16 protein-coding genes and 2 riboswitches are annotated in these 16,019 nt (G+C 38.9%); of the genes, 3 read left to right on the top strand and 13 right to left on the bottom strand.

Translation table 11 applies throughout. The features are described 5' to 3' along the window. Positions 1-2 precede the first annotated feature (2 nt). The 7 genes from cobK to ACFX4N_RS01360 form a co-directional block, all read right to left on the bottom strand. Complete coding sequence (cobK, locus tag ACFX4N_RS01390) at positions 3-770, bottom strand: precorrin-6A reductase (protein WP_377260705.1); 768 nt, start codon at positions 768-770, stop codon at positions 3-5. After that, the gene (locus tag ACFX4N_RS01385; protein WP_057273286.1) at positions 767-1,678 is read right to left on the bottom strand and encodes a sirohydrochlorin chelatase; all 912 of its coding nucleotides are present in this window, start codon (positions 1,676-1,678) and stop codon (positions 767-769) included. Before ACFX4N_RS01385 ends, cobK begins: the two co-directional genes overlap by 4 nt. Positions 1,679-1,696: 18 nt before the next feature. Beyond that, entirely contained in the window at positions 1,697-3,319 is a 1,623-nt protein-coding gene (gene cobJ / locus ACFX4N_RS01380) for a precorrin-3B C(17)-methyltransferase (protein WP_377260702.1), read from the bottom strand. Positions 3,320-3,332: 13 nt separating this feature from the next. Continuing rightward, positions 3,333-3,713 (bottom strand): (2Fe-2S) ferredoxin domain-containing protein, encoded by a 381-nt coding sequence (locus ACFX4N_RS01375; RefSeq protein WP_377260699.1) that lies wholly within the window; start codon positions 3,711-3,713, stop codon positions 3,333-3,335. 101 nt (positions 3,714-3,814) lie between these two features. Then, a riboswitch (cobalamin riboswitch) is annotated at positions 3,815-3,994 on the bottom strand. A 118-nt stretch (positions 3,995-4,112) separates the two neighbouring features. After that, positions 4,113-4,291: riboswitch (cobalamin riboswitch) on the bottom strand. 146 nt (positions 4,292-4,437) lie between these two features. Then, a complete protein-coding gene (locus ACFX4N_RS01370) occupies positions 4,438-4,596 on the bottom strand; it encodes a hypothetical protein (protein ID WP_377260696.1) in 159 nt (52 codons plus the stop codon). A 351-nt stretch (positions 4,597-4,947) separates the two neighbouring features. Further along, positions 4,948-5,985, bottom strand: a complete 1,038-nt coding sequence (locus ACFX4N_RS01365) for a M42 family metallopeptidase (RefSeq protein WP_075421695.1) — start codon at positions 5,983-5,985, stop codon at positions 4,948-4,950. 109 nt (positions 5,986-6,094) lie between these two features. After that, entirely contained in the window at positions 6,095-7,366 is a 1,272-nt protein-coding gene (locus tag ACFX4N_RS01360; protein WP_029322137.1) for a cation:dicarboxylate symporter family transporter, read from the bottom strand. Positions 7,367-7,752: 386 nt separating this feature from the next. Between ACFX4N_RS01360 and brnQ the strand changes: the two genes are divergently transcribed. Then, complete coding sequence (brnQ, locus tag ACFX4N_RS01355; RefSeq protein ID WP_013057321.1) at positions 7,753-9,108, top strand: branched-chain amino acid transport system II carrier protein; 1,356 nt, start codon at positions 7,753-7,755, stop codon at positions 9,106-9,108. A 39-nt stretch (positions 9,109-9,147) separates the two neighbouring features. Here the strand turns inward: brnQ and ACFX4N_RS01350 are convergent, their stop codons facing one another. The 5 genes from ACFX4N_RS01350 to ACFX4N_RS01330 all read right to left on the bottom strand — a co-directional run bounded on the left by ACFX4N_RS01350 (position 9,148) and on the right by ACFX4N_RS01330 (position 12,912). Continuing rightward, positions 9,148-9,525: a hypothetical protein gene (locus ACFX4N_RS01350; protein ID WP_013057322.1), complete on the bottom strand. Its 378-nt coding sequence runs from the start codon at positions 9,523-9,525 to the stop codon at positions 9,148-9,150. Between the two features lie 14 nt (positions 9,526-9,539). Beyond that, the gene (locus ACFX4N_RS01345; RefSeq protein WP_013057323.1) at positions 9,540-10,697 is read right to left on the bottom strand and encodes a hypothetical protein; all 1,158 of its coding nucleotides are present in this window, start codon (positions 10,695-10,697) and stop codon (positions 9,540-9,542) included. Positions 10,698-10,883: 186 nt separating this feature from the next. Next, complete coding sequence (locus ACFX4N_RS01340; protein WP_013057324.1) at positions 10,884-11,081, bottom strand: IDEAL domain-containing protein; 198 nt, start codon at positions 11,079-11,081, stop codon at positions 10,884-10,886. A gap of 134 nt (positions 11,082-11,215) precedes the next feature. Then, positions 11,216-12,499, bottom strand: a complete 1,284-nt coding sequence (locus ACFX4N_RS01335; RefSeq protein ID WP_025751686.1) for an ammonium transporter — start codon at positions 12,497-12,499, stop codon at positions 11,216-11,218. Next, a complete protein-coding gene (locus ACFX4N_RS01330; RefSeq protein WP_013057326.1) occupies positions 12,496-12,912 on the bottom strand; it encodes a hypothetical protein in 417 nt (138 codons plus the stop codon). The genes ACFX4N_RS01335 and ACFX4N_RS01330 overlap by 4 nt, the downstream gene beginning before the upstream one ends. 429 nt (positions 12,913-13,341) lie before the next feature. On the opposite strand from ACFX4N_RS01330, the gene ACFX4N_RS01325 reads away from it, so the two are divergent. Next, positions 13,342-13,794 carry a DUF1641 domain-containing protein gene (locus tag ACFX4N_RS01325; protein ID WP_013057327.1) on the top strand — a complete coding sequence of 151 codons (453 nt, stop codon included), beginning with the start codon at positions 13,342-13,344 and terminating at the stop codon, positions 13,792-13,794. A 33-nt stretch (positions 13,795-13,827) separates the two neighbouring features. Then, a complete protein-coding gene (locus tag ACFX4N_RS01320) occupies positions 13,828-15,006 on the top strand; it encodes an NAD(P)/FAD-dependent oxidoreductase (RefSeq protein WP_013057328.1) in 1,179 nt (392 codons plus the stop codon). Positions 15,007-15,051: 45 nt separating this feature from the next. Here ACFX4N_RS01320 and ACFX4N_RS01315 read toward each other — a convergent pair whose 3' ends face one another. Beyond that, complete coding sequence (locus ACFX4N_RS01315) at positions 15,052-16,008, bottom strand: AEC family transporter (protein ID WP_192100372.1); 957 nt, start codon at positions 16,006-16,008, stop codon at positions 15,052-15,054. Between the last annotated feature and the right edge of the window lie 11 nt (positions 16,009-16,019).

Raw genomic sequence — 16,019 nt, 5'->3', positions numbered from 1 at the left:
AATCAACTCCTAGTTTGGTTTACTAAAGCATGAACCACTTCTTCAAACGTGGAATACACGGTCCCATACTCAATTTTCGGTCGCCCAATCATAATAATATCTAAGCCTAACTCTTTAGCTGCTTCCACTTTTTCATCCACAGATCCAACTTTTCCGCTTTCTTTTGTGACCATGACTGTCACTCCGTATTGCTTATACAGCGCTCGATCAAACTCTTTTGTAAACGGCCCTTGAATAGCAATAATATTTTTTTGCGGAAATCCTAATTGCTGGCACTTTTCCATATTATCCAGCCTTGGAAGCATACGAGCAACAAGCCGTACATCTGAAAGAGGAAGCAGCTTTTCTGTAAAAACCTGCAGCGTCTTACTGCCTGTTGTCAGCATAATAACTCCTTTTTTCTCAGCTGCTTCTTCTGCTGCTTCTTCATACGTAGAAACCATCGTCATATTATCATAGGTAAAAGCCTGCGAAGCCCGCTCATAGCGTATGTAAGGAATCGCTGTTTCAGCAGCCGCACCGATAGCATTTTTAGATGCTTCTTCCGCAAAAGGATGACTTGCATCCACAATAGCTTTTACACGATGTTCGTTTACAAAATCCGTCATATCTTCTTTTGTGAGACGTCCAATTTTCACTTTCACTTCTGCACGCTGTAATTCGATAGCTGCGTTTTCGGTTACAACCGTTGCCGTAACCTCATGACCTGCTTTTTTCACTTGCACGGCTAATGCACGTGCATCGCTAGTTCCGGCTAACAATAAAATCATTTTAGCTCGCCGACCTTATCTTCACGGTGTTGATGGTCGTGATGGTGATCGTGGTGATGGTGTCCGTGATCATGGTCATGATCGTGATGATGGTGGTGATCAATATGCTCCATAATGCCGAGGCGATATTGACACGTATCGCAGTTCATTTTCACTTCACCTTCTAATCCTTCTTCAGCACGTTCTTTTAAAATTGTCTGCAGTTTTGGGTGAAAACCGAAATAGCCGGCTAGCTTAAACTCAATGTTTTCATGCTGCATTTTATACTGCTTCACCATTTCTTCTAATCGCTTAATTAATACTCCTGTAAATAAGAAATACGGGAGAATAACCACTTTTTTAGCGCCCAATTTCAAACATCGCTCCACGCCTTCATCAATCAGTGGAGCGGTCACGCCCATAAAAGAAGTTTCGACGATTTTATAATTTGTTTTTTCCCAAAGAAGGCGCGTAATTTTATATAAATCACTGTTTGCATCAGGATCACTTCCTCCTCGCCCTAAGACAATAACAGCCGTGTCTTCAGCTGGAGTTTCTAAATTCTCTCCTGATTCTTGCAATCTCGTTTTTAAAATTTCAAGGGCTTCCTCATGAACGCCAATGGGACGTCCGTATACGAAGTTTACGTGTGGATATTTTTCCTTAGCTTCATCTATAGCCGCCGGAATATGTATTTTAGAGTGGCCAGCAGGCAAGAGCATAATTGGAATTACAACTACATCTTGTGCTCCTTTTGCCACACATGTATCAATACCTTGACTTACATTTGGACGTTCAAACTCTAGAAAACACGTTTCTACTAAAATAGATGCGTCCCAATCATGCTTCATAGTCGAAATAAATTCGCGAATTTGATCGTTCCCTTCAGGATCTCTGCTTCCATGACCGACAAATAAAACTGATTTCATATAATGCCCTCCCATTTTTTAATCTCCACACGGAGCTGGTTCTACTTTTATTTTTGGTGTTATATCTTGATAGTCGAATCCATAAACGTTCTTCACACGCTTAAAGAATTTATGAAATCGCTCATTAGGATGACCTTTTTCTTTATATTCATGGATAATGTTCTCCACTATTTCAACAATGTCATCGGGTGCTATGCCTTCCGCCACAATTTGACCTGAATGCGCATTGCGTCCAACCGTTTTAGCTCCTAAAAATAAATCAAACGCACCTTTTCTATAGACAATGCCGATATCTTCTTGAACAGCACCATAACAGGCCATACCGCATCCATTAATACCAAGCTTCAGCTCTTTTGGCATGTCCATTCCCCCGAGGCGTTTTTGTAATTCTTCCGTATGTGGAATAGCATCGCTTTTTTCTCCGTCACAAAAATCACACGCTTTAATTGTGAACACGTCTCCGACCGGAGATAGTAAAAAGGAAGCTGCTTGGAGCTTTTTAATAATCACATCTGGCTGAGCCGTTGGAATTTGCAGTTTGATTTGATGGTCAGGTGTATACTCCATCGTACCTTTTTCACCAACAACTTCTGCTAGTGTGGTCATTTGAACAGGTGTGAATTTCTTATTTGCAAGTCCTGGACTAACCGCCACTTCGAAAATAGACTGTATTGGCTGGTGTACGACCGCAGAAGTGGTTTCACCTAAAATTGCTTGAAGCGCTTCTTCTGCAAGAGCTCGTGAAGTTGCTTTTTCTTCTCTTGTGTTCTGAACTGCTTCAATAGCTGAAGCTGTTTGCTTTACAGTCTCTTCTTGATCGAGAGCCCATGGTTCTGCTTCTTTTCGAAGTCGCTGATGCGGTCTTAGCGGCTGCTCCGTTTGGTTGAGGGTATATTTCCGCTGATATCCTCGCGGTGTAATCATTAAATCGTCGTAAAAGAATGTAGATGAATTTCCGACAACAACGGTAGTCAGCATGCCTATTTCATGGTTTAACATGTCTTTTAAGTTGGTCATTACGACTTCTTCACGGTCACGATAAGCGCTTTTAACAAGACCAACAGGCGTATCAGGGGAACGGTACTTTAATAGAATCCTTTGCGCTTCAACAATTTGTCTTGTTCGTCTTCCGCTTTTTGGGTTGTAAAAAGCCACTACAAAATCTGCTTGTGCAGCTGCTTCAATTCTTTTTTCGATTAGCTCCCAAGGCGTAAGGTGGTCACTTAAACTAATCGTACAAGCATCGTGCATCACGGGCGCTCCAAGGAGAGATGCGCATGAATTAATAGCCGAAATGCCAGGAATTACTTCCATCTCTACGCCCGTTTCTTTTTTCCAGCCTTTTTCAATCAACACTTCATACACAAGGCCTGCCATTCCGTATACTCCTGCATCTCCGCTTGAAATGACAGCTACGGTTTTGCCCGCTTCAGCTTGCTTTACAGCTTCTTGTGCACGGCTTACTTCTTCGGTCATTCCCGTACTAATAATTTGCTGATTCGTTAACAGTCCTTGAATTAGTTCCACATAGGTTTTATAACCGATGATCATATCACTTTCTTGAATGGCTTCTCTTGCTCGCTGTGTAATATGTTCAAAGCTTCCCGGCCCAAATCCAATAACTAACAGTTTACCTTTCATGCTAGCTCCTCCTTTATGCGTTACTTTTTACTTTGTCAATTCCTTCTATGGAGTCACTGTTTTCCGGAGAAACGAAACCATTTTGATCACATTCATAAATAAGCGATTCCTTTATACTGCAGCCTCCTGCTAAATGCTCTTCGACAATTCGGTGAGCCACGGTTTCAGTGACCTGCTTGTACCAATCTCCTGAAGGATACACGATAGCTACAGGAGCATCTTTGCATCGTCCGTTACAGCGAGTACGCGTCGTATGAACCGTTTCATCCAAATCCAGTTCCGTCACTTTATTTCGAATAGCTTGCGTGGCTTCTTCTCCACCTTTTCTCATACAGCTGCTTCCATTACAAATCAATACGTGATGTTTTGTTCCATTTAAGTTCCACGTCGTCACACTCATTCGCTCCTTTACTAAAAAAAGCGCCTCTATCAATGATAGAGGCGCAGAAAATTCAAACTAAGTTTTTGCACTTCCACCTATATCCCGTAGGGTAAGCTTCGCATTAGAAAAAGGCTGGTTTCCTGACTTCGATTCATCACTTGATTGCGCCTTCCCGAATACAGTGGCATATGCAATCAGCTCTTCTTCACAGTGGCGGGTACCGCGCTGGCTTCACACCAGACTTCCCATTTAACGCAATGTGAACATTGCGCACCTTTTTTGCACGATATGTAGTTTTACGCTACGAGAAAAACCCGCTTCGCTAATATGCGAGCGGGTAAAACGTCAGAGTAAGAGTGTGCACGAATGCCACTTTAAGCCAACGTCTCCCTTCCCGCTCCCCGGAGAAATAGAAACTTCACAATAAAGACAGGTCTCCTGACTTGTGTATCATTCTACTTGAGAACCTTCCCGTGATTTTTTCACAGTGGTTATACTCGTTCGTCCACACTTACAGTTGCGGGGACAGTACTGGCATTTCACCAGTTTCCCTATTAAGCCTTCTTGGCATCTTTACTGTTGCTGTTTGATATATATGAACCTTTTAAACTATCAGAATAATAGAAGTAACTACCATATCATAGCGTACATTTTTTTTTATTTCAACTCTATTCTTTTCGGAAGATACAAGTATCTATAAAAAAACAAGAGCATAAAATCAGCTCTTGTTTTTTCATTATATAGCTACTAATGTTAAATGAGGATCATTATAATACACAACTTCTGAAAGAACTTTACAGCCATTTGTTTTGGCAAAAGCTTCTCTCGCCTGCTCTTCAGTTTCAAATTCAAACATTTTCATTTCTTTTCCAGCATATACCGTCAGTACCCACATGAAAAGATTCGCCTCCGATTATTGTAGTGATCGCTATATCCACATTATGCCGAAACCATTTCCTTTTGAAAACCCATTCTACAAAACTTGTCACAAGAAACTTTTAAAAATTTAAAAACATTTTAACTTCTGTAAGTGAACAAAATGTCCAAAAGGTTTAAGCAGTATTATACCTCTTTAAAAAGGTGCTTTTTTAACCAACTGTTGCTTCACTAGTAAAAAAATATATAGTATTTATTAAAAAAAGAAGCCGGACAGCCGGCTTCTTTTTTAGGAAAGGAAAGGACAGACATCACAATCCCGTCCTGCTCTTTGTTTTGCATAAAAATACACTAATTAAATATTCCTTTCTTAAAGCAGAACCATGTTCGACTGCACATAGTGATAAAGAAGCTTATACGTATGGTTTAATGAATCTTGATGCGTTCTCTCAAACGCATGAGAAGAATCAATTCCTGGACCAATTAAGCCGTGTACGATATCGTGTCCGGCACGAATAGCAGCAGAAGCATCTGATCCGTAAAACGGATAAATATCTAATTTGTACTGAATATCATGCTGCTTAGCTAGCTCCACCAAATGCTTTCTCAAACCGTAATGATATGGGCCGCTTGAATCTTTTACACAAATAGACACGGTGTATTCATCAGTAGATTGTCCATCTCCCATAGCACCCATATCAACCGCTAAGTATTCTACTGTTTGAGGCGTAATGTTCGAATTTCCTCCGTATCCAATTTCTTCATTATTTGAAATGAGAAAGTGCGTAGTGTATGGCAGTTCGATCTGTTCTTCTTGAATTGTTTTCATGAGCTGAAGCAATAAAGCTACGCTTGCTTTATCATCGAGATGACGAGATTTAATAAAACCGCTTTTTGTTATTTCTACACGAGGATCAAACGAAACAAAGTCGCCGACTTCAATTCCAAGGCTGCGAACATCTTCTGCACTATGTACTTTTTCATCCAGTCGAATTTCTATATTTTCTTGATTTCGCTCAGCTTTTCCTGCATCTTTATACACATGAACGGATGTTTGATGCATAAGGATGGTTCCTGTAAATACTTCTCCTGATGAAGTTTCAATTTCACAATATTCTCCTTCAATAGAATTGTAGCGAAATCCTCCAATCAGGTCGATTTTCAGACGTCCACTCGGTTTGATTTCTTTTACCATAGCACCTAATGTATCGACATGAGCCGTCAGCATGCGGTGGTGATCTGTATCTTTACCGGGAATAGTAGCGACTAAGCCCCCTTTTCGATTGCGATACGTTTGAATATTTAGCTCTTTTACATAGTCTTCGACAAATGAAATCACCTTTTCTGTATTTCCAGAAGGACTGGGAATCGAAACAAGCTTTTTAATTAACTGAACAGTTTCCGTCATTATGACACTTCCTTTGTCTCTCATTTCTTTTATTTTACCATATGTTTCAAAAAAGATAACAGGCAGCTCCAAACACAAAAAAGCCGGGCAGCTGCCCGGCTTTTTTGTTTTAAGCTATGTTTGATTTCTTTAATTCATTTGTATAATTTAATGATTTTTGCTTATCAAATTCGCCTTCAGACTTCGACATCACAATTGCAGCTAAAGCATTTCCTACTACGTTAACTGTGGTACGCATCATATCAAGAATGCGGTCAATTCCTGCAATAAATGCCATGCCTTCAAGAGGGAAGCCCATAGATTCAAGTGTAGCAAGTACAACTACAAACGATGCCCCTGGTACACCAGCCATTCCTTTTGAGGTTAACATTAGCACAAGAAGGAGCTGAATTTGATCCATAATGGAAAGGTCGATGCCGTACATTTGAGCAATAAACAGCGATGCCAGCGCCTGATAAATGGTTGAACCATCTAAGTTAAACGTGTAGCCCGTTGGAATAACAAACGATGTAACCGACTTAGAGCAACCGAAGTCTTCCATCTTTTTGATAAGAGATGGTAAAACGGCTTCTGAACTTGCCGTTGTAAAAGCAAGAAGCAGCTCGTCTTTTAACACTTTTATCAGCGTAAACATGCTTGTTCCAGCCATTTTAGCAATAATCCCAAGAACCACAAGCACAAAGAAAATCATGGTGAAGTAAACGGCGAACACTAATTTTCCTAATGGAATAAGTGATCCGACACCAAACTTTATAATATTAACACCAATAAGTGCAAATACACCTACTGGAGCAAATTTCATCACCAAATTAGTTACCCAAAACATTGCATCCAAGACGCCTTCAAAAAAGGCTAAAACAGGTTTTCCTCTCTCTCCAATCGAAGCTACGCCTACACCAAACAGTACGGAAAATAAAATGATTGGTAAAAGATCGCCTTCTGCTACCGATTGAAAGACGTTTGTCGGAACAATATGAAGAAGCTCTTGAGCAATCCCTGTACTTTCAGACGTTTTTGCCGTTGCCTCATATTGAGAAATATCGCTTTTTTCAATATGTCCCATATCAACCCCTGCACCAGGGTGGAATAAGTTCGCGGCAATAATCCCCACTACAATAGCAATGGTTGTAACAACTTCAAAATAAAGAATTGTTTTTCCGCCAAGCTTACCTAATTTTTTGATATCGCCTACTCCTGCGACCGCTACGATTAATGCTGAAATCACGATCGGTACGACAATCATCTTAATTAAATGAATAAATATGTCTCCAACCGGCTGTAAAATAGAAATGGCTGTATCGCTTCCATAAAAAATAGCACCTACAGCTACGCCTAAAATCAGTCCAATTAGAATCTGAGTTGCTAGACCTAACCTTTTCACTTTCTTGCTCCTTTCGCACAGTTGACTTTCATCCATCGAGCATATGCGGTTCCGCGAACCGTGTATAAATATACATCCTTAAAGCACCTTATGTAAACAGTTCTTTACTAAAAGGATGTAAGGCCGCACATGCGAATTTTTAAAAGCCACGGTTCTGTTTTATCATATCAAATAATTGTTGTATATTGAGATTTTTTTGCTAAGTATTTTTCTATTTTTGCTATTTCAGCGAATAAATTAAAAAAATAAAATTTTATATTGAAATATGCATTTTAGGTTAGTATAATACGATACATGTTTATTTTTATTATTCGAATATAAAATTCTGAAAATTTTAATTATTCAACACGATAATAAAAAGCATTTATAATTTTGGAGGTTTTAATGTGTCAAACAAAGTTCCTTTTTCATTTATAGTGGTTATTGGCTTTATGCTTTTTGCCCTATTCTTCGGCGCAGGTAATTTAATCTTCCCTGCAATGTTAGGTCAGTCTGCTGGAAGCAATATTTGGTCAGCAAACGCTGGATTTTTAGTAACGGGTGTAGGTCTACCTCTTCTAGGTGTTCTCGCATTTGGTTTTTCCGGAAAAGAGGATCTGCAGTCTTTAGCTAGTCGCGTACATCCAGCTTTCGGTATTATTTTTACTACAATTTTATACTTGGCAATCGGACCACTTTTTGCGATGCCGAGAACGGGAAGCGTTTCGTTCGAAATCGGCGTTAAGCCTTTTTTATCAGAAAATTCAGGGCACCTTCCCCTTATCATTTTCACGGTAATTTTCTTTACTATTACCTGCTTTTTTTCGCTAAACCCTGCGAAAATTGTCGATTTAGTAGGAAAAGTTTTAACACCTATTAAATTAACGTTTATTGGAATATTGGTAGTTGTAGCCGTCGTGAACCCAATTGGAAAATTTGAAGCACCAAGCGAAGCTTATACAACACACGCATTTTTTAAAGGCTTCCAAGAAGGCTACTTAACAATGGATACACTAGCATCATTTGTTTTTGGAATTATTATTATTAATGCAATTAAAGAAAAAGGAGCAAAAACTAACCGACAAATTATCACAATTTGTGCAAAAGCTACGGCTATCGCTGCCGTTATTTTAGCTCTTATTTATAGTGCATTGTCCTATATGGGTGCTTCAAGCGTATCAGAGCTTGGACGTCTTGATAACGGAGGTACGGTTTTGGCTGAAGTATCAAATTACTACTTTGGCTCTTACGGTGGAATTCTTTTAGGTCTAATGATTACCGTTGCTTGTTTAACGACAAGTGTAGGTCTTGTAACATCTTGTTCATCTTTTTTCCATAAGCTGTTTCCAAGGGTTTCTTATAAATTAATTGCTGTTATTTTATCAGCATTCAGCGCCGTTGTAGCGAACTTTGGTTTAACGGAATTAATCGCTATTTCGGTTCCGGTCTTAACAGCTATTTATCCGTTAGCTATTGTGTTAATTGCTTTAACATTCTTACATCCTTTATTTAAAGGCCGTTCTGAAGTTTACCAAGTAAGCCTTCTGTTCACGTTTATCGTTAGTTTATTTGATGGCTTAAATGCTGCTGGATTCAAAATTGCGGCAGTAAACGATCTGTTTACATCGATTCTACCTATGTATGGAGTGGGTCTCGGCTGGGTAGTTCCTGCTATTGTAGGAGGATTAATCGGTCTTGGCATTACCTTCCTTCGTACAAATGATAATACGAACAGAAACACTTCAAGAAAATTGATTAAATAAAAAGAGGATGCGAGTGCATCCTCTTTTTATTATGGCGTCTTATGAATAAGGAGTTTTTTTCTCCATTAACTTCACTTCTTCTCTTAACACATGTTTTTCGTATAGATATTTATCCGTACGTTGAAAATGATATTTATCAGCTTTTTCTTTTTCAGATGTGGTCAAAAGCACTCGATGATTAGAAGCATCTGACACACCAAACGTTTCATTTTGATAAGTAGCATACGGAGCTACAAAAAACACTTCTTCAACAGCATCACGAGGAACTTCTTTTGTAAAAGTCGTGTCATTGTATGGAATGAATCCATTTGCTACATCGCCTTCATCATAGCTAATTAGCTTTACACACCCGTTTTCCGTTTCATAACATTCATAATCTCGTTCATTATATGCTGCATACAAACCTTTTCGAATCACAAAAAACCAGTCCTTTACATTGGGTTAGCAACCGCTGGTACAAATCGTTTCTCTTCTGCCACATAGGTAGCTAAAAGTACTTCTTCCCCATTTACCACTTGGTATAGTTCCGCTCCGTTTGCTGGTGGATAATAGTTATCAAATTTGAACTCTGGAACGGTTTCCCCGTTTCGAGATCCTGTAAACCCATTAAGCGTACATGGAGGTCCGTCTGTTGTTTTTCCTCCGAACACAGTTCCGTAGGGAATATCAACGTGGCTTATCGCTTGCGATTTAAATTTGATTACACCGTACGTCGATCCTTCTTCAGGAAACGGCCTTTTGCCTGAACCATCGGTGTAATCTAAACGTAAGCTTTCAACAAAATCTTTGTACGAAGTAATATCATGAACATCTTCAGCTTTAGCTACATATCCTCCCACTGCTGTATAAGATCCATCTACATACTTTTCAATATCTTTAGCAGGGATCGTTTTTTGCAGCAGCGTATCTTTTGTAAGGGGAGAAACAGAGTCACGTATAGCCTTCATTACTTCTATTTCATGAGAAGTTAATGTTTTAACATCCTTTAATTTTAGTTCATTAAACTCCTTTTTTGTAAGATTAACGCGCTTCAGCACTTCATTAATTTTTTGATCAAAATCTTCTAAGCTTTCTAAATCTGAAGCCGTATAATGAGCATCAACTGCTCTTACATCTTTATGTACTTTTCTAACTTCATTTAATTCATACTGTTCTACTTCATCAGCCGTTTTAAACGTTTCAACGCTTGAAATGGTTTCGCCATTCGTATCAGCTACAACGTAACCGTCTTCAGCTTTGATTACATATCCGACTTCTCCGTTACCTAACGCAATTAAGTCTGACTGTTGAAAAGCGGCTTTCTCTTTTTCTTTTTGAAATTCCTTATCTGTCATTCCGTTAGTAACGAGAGCTTTAAGTTCTGACGTGTCTTTACTGTCTTTTTGATTTGCTTCTACTTTCTCAGCTGTAACTGATGAAGTTTCTGTATTAGATGGAGAATGAGTGACCGTCCCGATGACAAAAATAAGACCAAACACAATCCCTATGCCATACAAAAATTTGCTTGTTTTATGAGCTCTAAATAAAATTCCTAACACAATGCAAACAATACCTGCAATCAAGCTATCTACTAATAATAGATGTCCCAATCAAACCCCTCCTCTTTAATTCTTGTTTATGTTAAAAAAATCCATAAAAGAAGTCAATACAATTAATGTAAATAAAGTTTTAAATAGGAATATATTCATAATTATTACTAATTAATCCCTTTTAGTAGGTCTCAAAAATAAAACACACCACCTAAAAATAGATGGTGTGTGAAGTATAGTAAGTAATTAAGAAATTTGTTTAAGTTCTGATGAGAGTTTTAAAAACTCTTCTTTATTTTTCATCAATAGCGTGCGGTCGATTTCTTCTTTTAGCTGTGCTTTACGAAATTCTGCAATCGCCTTGTCTAAAATCATCTCAGCGAATAATGCATCAAGCACCTTTCCGTTGGATTTTTGCGGTGAATTAAGTAAATTCTTTTTCATAAGAAATCAACTCCTTGGCTTTTTTATAATATAACACAAATATTCTGACTTTTCAATCATTTAAACCAAGTATTTTACATCTATTTTTTTCCACATGAAAAGGCCGCCCTTTTGTTATAAAGCGCGGCCTTTTATTACGAATCTGCGGCTTTTTCTTTTACTTCCGCATAGTAGTTTTCATATTCAATAAATTCAGGAGCTTGATGAGCTGCCATGATACCGTGGTAGCTGATATCTAAGCCCACTTCTTCTTCTTCTTCCGTAGATCGAAGCGGAACCACCAAGGAAATAACCTTTAACCCTATCCACGTCGTAACAAATCCCCAAGCGCATAGAGCGATTAACCCAAGAAGTTGAACGCCAAGTAACGTCCAGCCTCCTCCTGTAAACACACCGCCGTCTGTAGAAAACAAGCCCACAGCCAACGTGCCCCATATTCCCGAAGCAGCGTGTACAGGAAAAGCTCCTACAGGATCGTCGATTTGACGTGCTTCGAGCCAGTTTGTAGCTGCCATCATTAATAAGCCAGATACAGCTCCAATAAAAATAGCAGATGGTGTGTTAACAAAAGCGCACCCGGCCGTAATGCCAACCAGTCCAGCAAGCGATCCATTTATTACAGAAGGTGCATCTGAACGGTTGTAGCGAAATAAAGTATAAAATAAAGTAGCTGCTCCGCCTGCTGCTGCTGATAACATTGTGACAATAGCAATGTGACCAATTCTAACGTCAGTGGCACTTAGCGTACTTCCTGCATTAAACCCGAACCATCCAAACCATAATAAAAAAGCACCCACTGATGCAAGCGGCAAATTGCTTGGAAGAGAAACAGAACTAATTCCATTTTTCGTGAACTTCCCTTTTCTCGGTCCAATCATTATTGCAGCTGCTAAAGCTGAAAAACCGCCAAGAGCATGGATAACTGCCGAACCGGCAAAATCAAGCATCCCTAACTTACTAATCCATCCGCCTCCCCAAATCCAGTGGCCAGCTATAGGATAAATAAATGTAGTCATCAAAATCGCATATAAAAGATATGCGCGGAAATTAATTCGTTCTGCCACCGCTCCAGAAACGATAGAAATGACCGCAATAACAAACGCACATTGAAACAGCCAAAACGTTTCAAGCCCAATTGGAATGTCAAGGTGCGATAAATTACCTGAGAGCGCAAAACCGCTTTTACCGACAACTCCACCTAAATCATCACCGTACATTAATCCAAAACCAATTAAATAGAAACAAAGCGTTCCTATTGTAATATCAGCGAATACTTTCATAATAATATTCACGCTATTTTTATAGCGGACAAAACCTGCCTCTAGCAAGGCAAAGCCGCCTTCCATTAACAAAATCATCGCCGCTGTTAACACGACCCACGTTGTATTTATCCCTAAACTTAGTTCATTAACACTCATATCCCAACGCCTCCACTGCTTTTTAATCGTTTTATTTCTTGTACAATAGCAGGCGAAAGCGTAATTTCACTTGTTTCTTCATTTTCCGCTTTTATTAATTCAAGAACTTCATGAAGTTCTCGCATTTGTGCTTTAAGGTGATCAATTTTTTTAAAGCGTTCCTTTACGTATACCATATACTCAACCGCTTGATGCTGACTTAAAGGACGCCCGGTAAAAAATTTACGAAACGGTGATAGTGATTGATACCAAGCTTCTTCAGCACGTTTCTTCTCTTCGTATTTACTAATTTTCGTTTTTATATCTTCTATTTCTTGTGCTTTAGCTTCTTTTAACTTCATTATAAATTCAATTAATTTTAATTGAGGCAATGTAATGACCACATTATGATAAAGTTCATCCACTATAACCATGTTATATCTCCTTACATAAGATGTTATATTATGATTATATGTAGAACACTATAGTAAGTCAATGTAATTTTTTGAAAACTCTTTAAATAGTAAATGCGCCCTATCTTTTTAATACTTATAGAATATTAAGTTCCTATGTGTTGAAATATGACGTTATTTGTTTTATCGTAGGAAGAGGAATCATGTTAGTTCCCTATTTTAATTTTATTTACCTAGGCAATTATTCGCTTTATTTTTTATAAACTTTTATTAAACAAAGGGTTACGAGGTTCTTCACTTATTTTTTCAACAAAATGAGTTGATTTTATCTCGTATTAAAATTAAAATAGAATTATGTGCAAGATTTCACAACTTCACAATGTAGTTTGAAAGTCTAGCAGATAACTAGGAACTACATATGCAACAGTATCCAGCAAAGGAGGACTTTTCATGTCTCAATCAACTATTCAAAAATCAGCTGCAGAGGAAAATGCTGCTGTACAAACAGAAGCGGCAGTTAACAAAGGTCAAGCGGATGTGTTAGATCAATTGTTAAAGCCTGAAGTACAAGAAGCTCTTACTGTTCTTGTAGATAATTTACCAAAATTATCTGAAATGGTAACGGTGCTTACAAAAACTTACGACGTTGCGCAATCATTATTAACTGACGACGTATTAAAAGAAGATCTACTTGGTGGAGTAAAAGAATTTATCGAGCCAGTAGAAGGAACAGTAAAAGGTCTTGCAGCTACTGCAATCGAAGCAAACGATCGTGCAGAAGCAAATGCTTCTAATTCAATCGGTTTATTCGGTTTATTACGCATGCTTAAAGATCCACAAGCTCAAAAACTATTCCGCTTTGCACAAGCGTATTTAGACATTACAAACGAAAAACAAAAATAATTTTCATTAAAAAGTGTGGACGGAGGATCGACTATGTCAAAACATATTTTAATTTTAGGCGGCGGTTACGGTGGTTTATTAACTGCAATGACAGCTCGCCAACACCTAAGTGCGGATGAAGCAAAAATTACAGTAGTGAACCGTTTTGCTACTCACCAAATCATTACAGAATTACACCGTCTAGCTGTAGGCGGCGTTTCTGAACAAGCGGTAGCTTTACCACTTGATAAATTACTTAAAAACTACAACGTTGATTTAAAAATTGCAACGGTAAAAGAAATCTCACCAGATCAACGTGAAGTATCTCTTGAAGATGGTACAAAATTAAGCTACGACTACCTTGTTACAGCTTTAGGTAGTGAAACTGCTTACTTCGGTATCCCTGGTTTAGAAGAGCACAGCTTCGTTCTTAAATCAGTAAATGATGCAAACCGTTTACGTGCACACGTAGAAGCTTGTATCGCTGAATACAGCAAAACAAAAAATAAAGCTGACGGTACAATCGTAGTTGGCGGCGGCGGATTAACAGGTATCGAACTTGTTGGTGAATACGCTGACTTAATGCCAAGCCTATGTCTAAAACACGGTGTTGATCCAAAAGAAATTTCTCTATACTGTGTAGAAGCAGCTCCTACAGTTCTTCCAGGCTTCCCTGCTGAATTAGTAGAGCGCGCTCAATCAAGCTTAACAAAACGTGGCGTTACATTCGTTACTGGTACACCTGTAACAAAAATGGATGCTACAACTGTTGAACTTAAAGACGGCAGCAAAATTGAAACAAAAACAATGGTATGGACTGGCGGAGTTCAAGGTAACTCTGTAGTTGCTAACTCAGGTATCGAAGTAAACCGTGGTCGTGCACTTGTAAATGAATTCTTACAATCTACATCTCATAAAGATGTATTCCTTGCTGGTGACTCAGCGGTTGTAATGGGTCCAGAAGGTCGCCCTTACCCACCTACTGCTCAATTAGCTTGGCAAATGGGTGAAGTTGTAGGCGTGAACTTAGCAGTAGCTATTCGCGGCGGAGCAATGGAATCATTCGTTCCTGTCTTCTCTGGTACACTAGGAAGTCTTGGACGCAAAGATGCAATTGGTACAATCGGCGGAAACAAAACGCAATTAAAAGGTTTACCAGCATCACTTATGAAAGAAGCAAGTAACGTTCGTTACTTATCTCATATCAAAGGATTATTTGCATTAGCTTATTAATCCGTCTTAAAACGAAAGAGGAATTCTCCTCTTTCGTTTTTTTATTTACATAAGCCAAGAAATAAGAAGCGGCAGCGTAATCAACGATAAAATAGCACTAATGACAAAAGCAGATGCGGTTTCGTTTTCCAAACTTTCAAACCGCAAAGCAATCATCGCAGCTACAGCAGACCCAGGAAAAGCTACCAGTAAAATAGCTTTTGTCAATTCATCTGAAGACAGCCCTATCCATACTGCAATTCCGAGCATAACGATGGGTTGAACCGCCACTTTTAAGACAGCGATCCCAAGCGCGCCTTTACTGAAGTTAATTTTTCCAATTCCAATCGTTACTCCTACCGCAAACAAAGCCGCTCCCGATGTGATACTTCCGATTTGATCAAGCATATCCTGTAAAAGTTTAGGTGACTGAAAGCCGCAAAGCGTTAAAATCACCCCAATTAACGGTACACATGCCAAAGGCTCAGATAAACCATGCAAAATGGAATGAACCGTTACTTTAAATAAACTTGTTTTCTCTTCCCCTTCTTTTCGCCCCCGTTGTCCAACGGTTCCTAAAATCGTTGCCAGCGGATCTAAAATCGCATTCACCACGATTCCTGTTATGGCAATTGGAATCGCTACTGCGCCTGCACCGAACAATCCTCCGAGTACTGGGATGCCCATAAAAGCAAACGTTGGCTGAGCTGAGTTTAGGGCAAACATAGAAGAGGCAGTTAACGTATGCTTCCCTGCATACTTCACGACGAGCAATATAATGAGATAAAACCCGACGATTCCTAAAATCAGCGCTACTAAAAACGGCCATTCGTCTATGAGTGTTTTTCTTGGCGTTGTCGTTACACCTACAAATAGGTGTGCAGGAAGCGCAAACTTCGTTACTAATGTGTTGAGCCCCTTAGACGTTTGCTTATCAAATTTTTTAAAGTGCCCTGCTAAATAACCAAGCAAAATGACAAAAAAGATAGGCGCGAGAATGAGAAAAATTTGACCTATGCTCATTTATCATTCAC

It is taken from the genome of Priestia sp. YIM B13551 (assembly GCF_042787905.1).
GTDB lineage: Bacteria > Bacillota > Bacilli > Bacillales > Bacillaceae_H > Priestia.
Note: the sequence above shows the minus strand (reverse complement) of the source record. Positions and strands in the feature narration are given on the sequence as shown.

Bases quoted from the DNA above. Each gene is read 5' to 3' on its own strand.
- cobK (WP_377260705.1), bottom strand. From the start codon at position 770: ATGATTTTATTGTTAGCCGGAACTAGCGATGCACGTGCATTAGCCGTG.
- ACFX4N_RS01385 (WP_057273286.1), bottom strand. From the start codon at position 1,678: ATGAAATCAGTTTTATTTGTCGGTCATGGAAGCAGAGATCCTGAAGGG.
- cobJ (WP_377260702.1), bottom strand. From the start codon at position 3,319: ATGAAAGGTAAACTGTTAGTTATTGGATTTGGGCCGGGAAGCTTTGAA.
- ACFX4N_RS01370 (WP_377260696.1), bottom strand. From the start codon at position 4,596: ATGTGGGTACTGACGGTATATGCTGGAAAAGAAATGAAAATGTTTGAA.
- ACFX4N_RS01365 (WP_075421695.1), bottom strand. From the start codon at position 5,985: ATGACGGAAACTGTTCAGTTAATTAAAAAGCTTGTTTCGATTCCCAGT.
- ACFX4N_RS01340 (WP_013057324.1), bottom strand. From the start codon at position 11,081: ATGAAAAAGAATTTACTTAATTCACCGCAAAAATCCAACGGAAAGGTG.
- ACFX4N_RS01335 (WP_025751686.1), bottom strand. From the start codon at position 12,499: ATGAGTGTTAATGAACTAAGTTTAGGGATAAATACAACGTGGGTCGTG.
- ACFX4N_RS01330 (WP_013057326.1), bottom strand. From the start codon at position 12,912: ATGGTTATAGTGGATGAACTTTATCATAATGTGGTCATTACATTGCCT.
- ACFX4N_RS01325 (WP_013057327.1), top strand. From the start codon at position 13,342: ATGTCTCAATCAACTATTCAAAAATCAGCTGCAGAGGAAAATGCTGCT.
- ACFX4N_RS01320 (WP_013057328.1), top strand. From the start codon at position 13,828: ATGTCAAAACATATTTTAATTTTAGGCGGCGGTTACGGTGGTTTATTA.
- ACFX4N_RS01315 (WP_192100372.1), bottom strand. From the start codon at position 16,008: ATGAGCATAGGTCAAATTTTTCTCATTCTCGCGCCTATCTTTTTTGTC.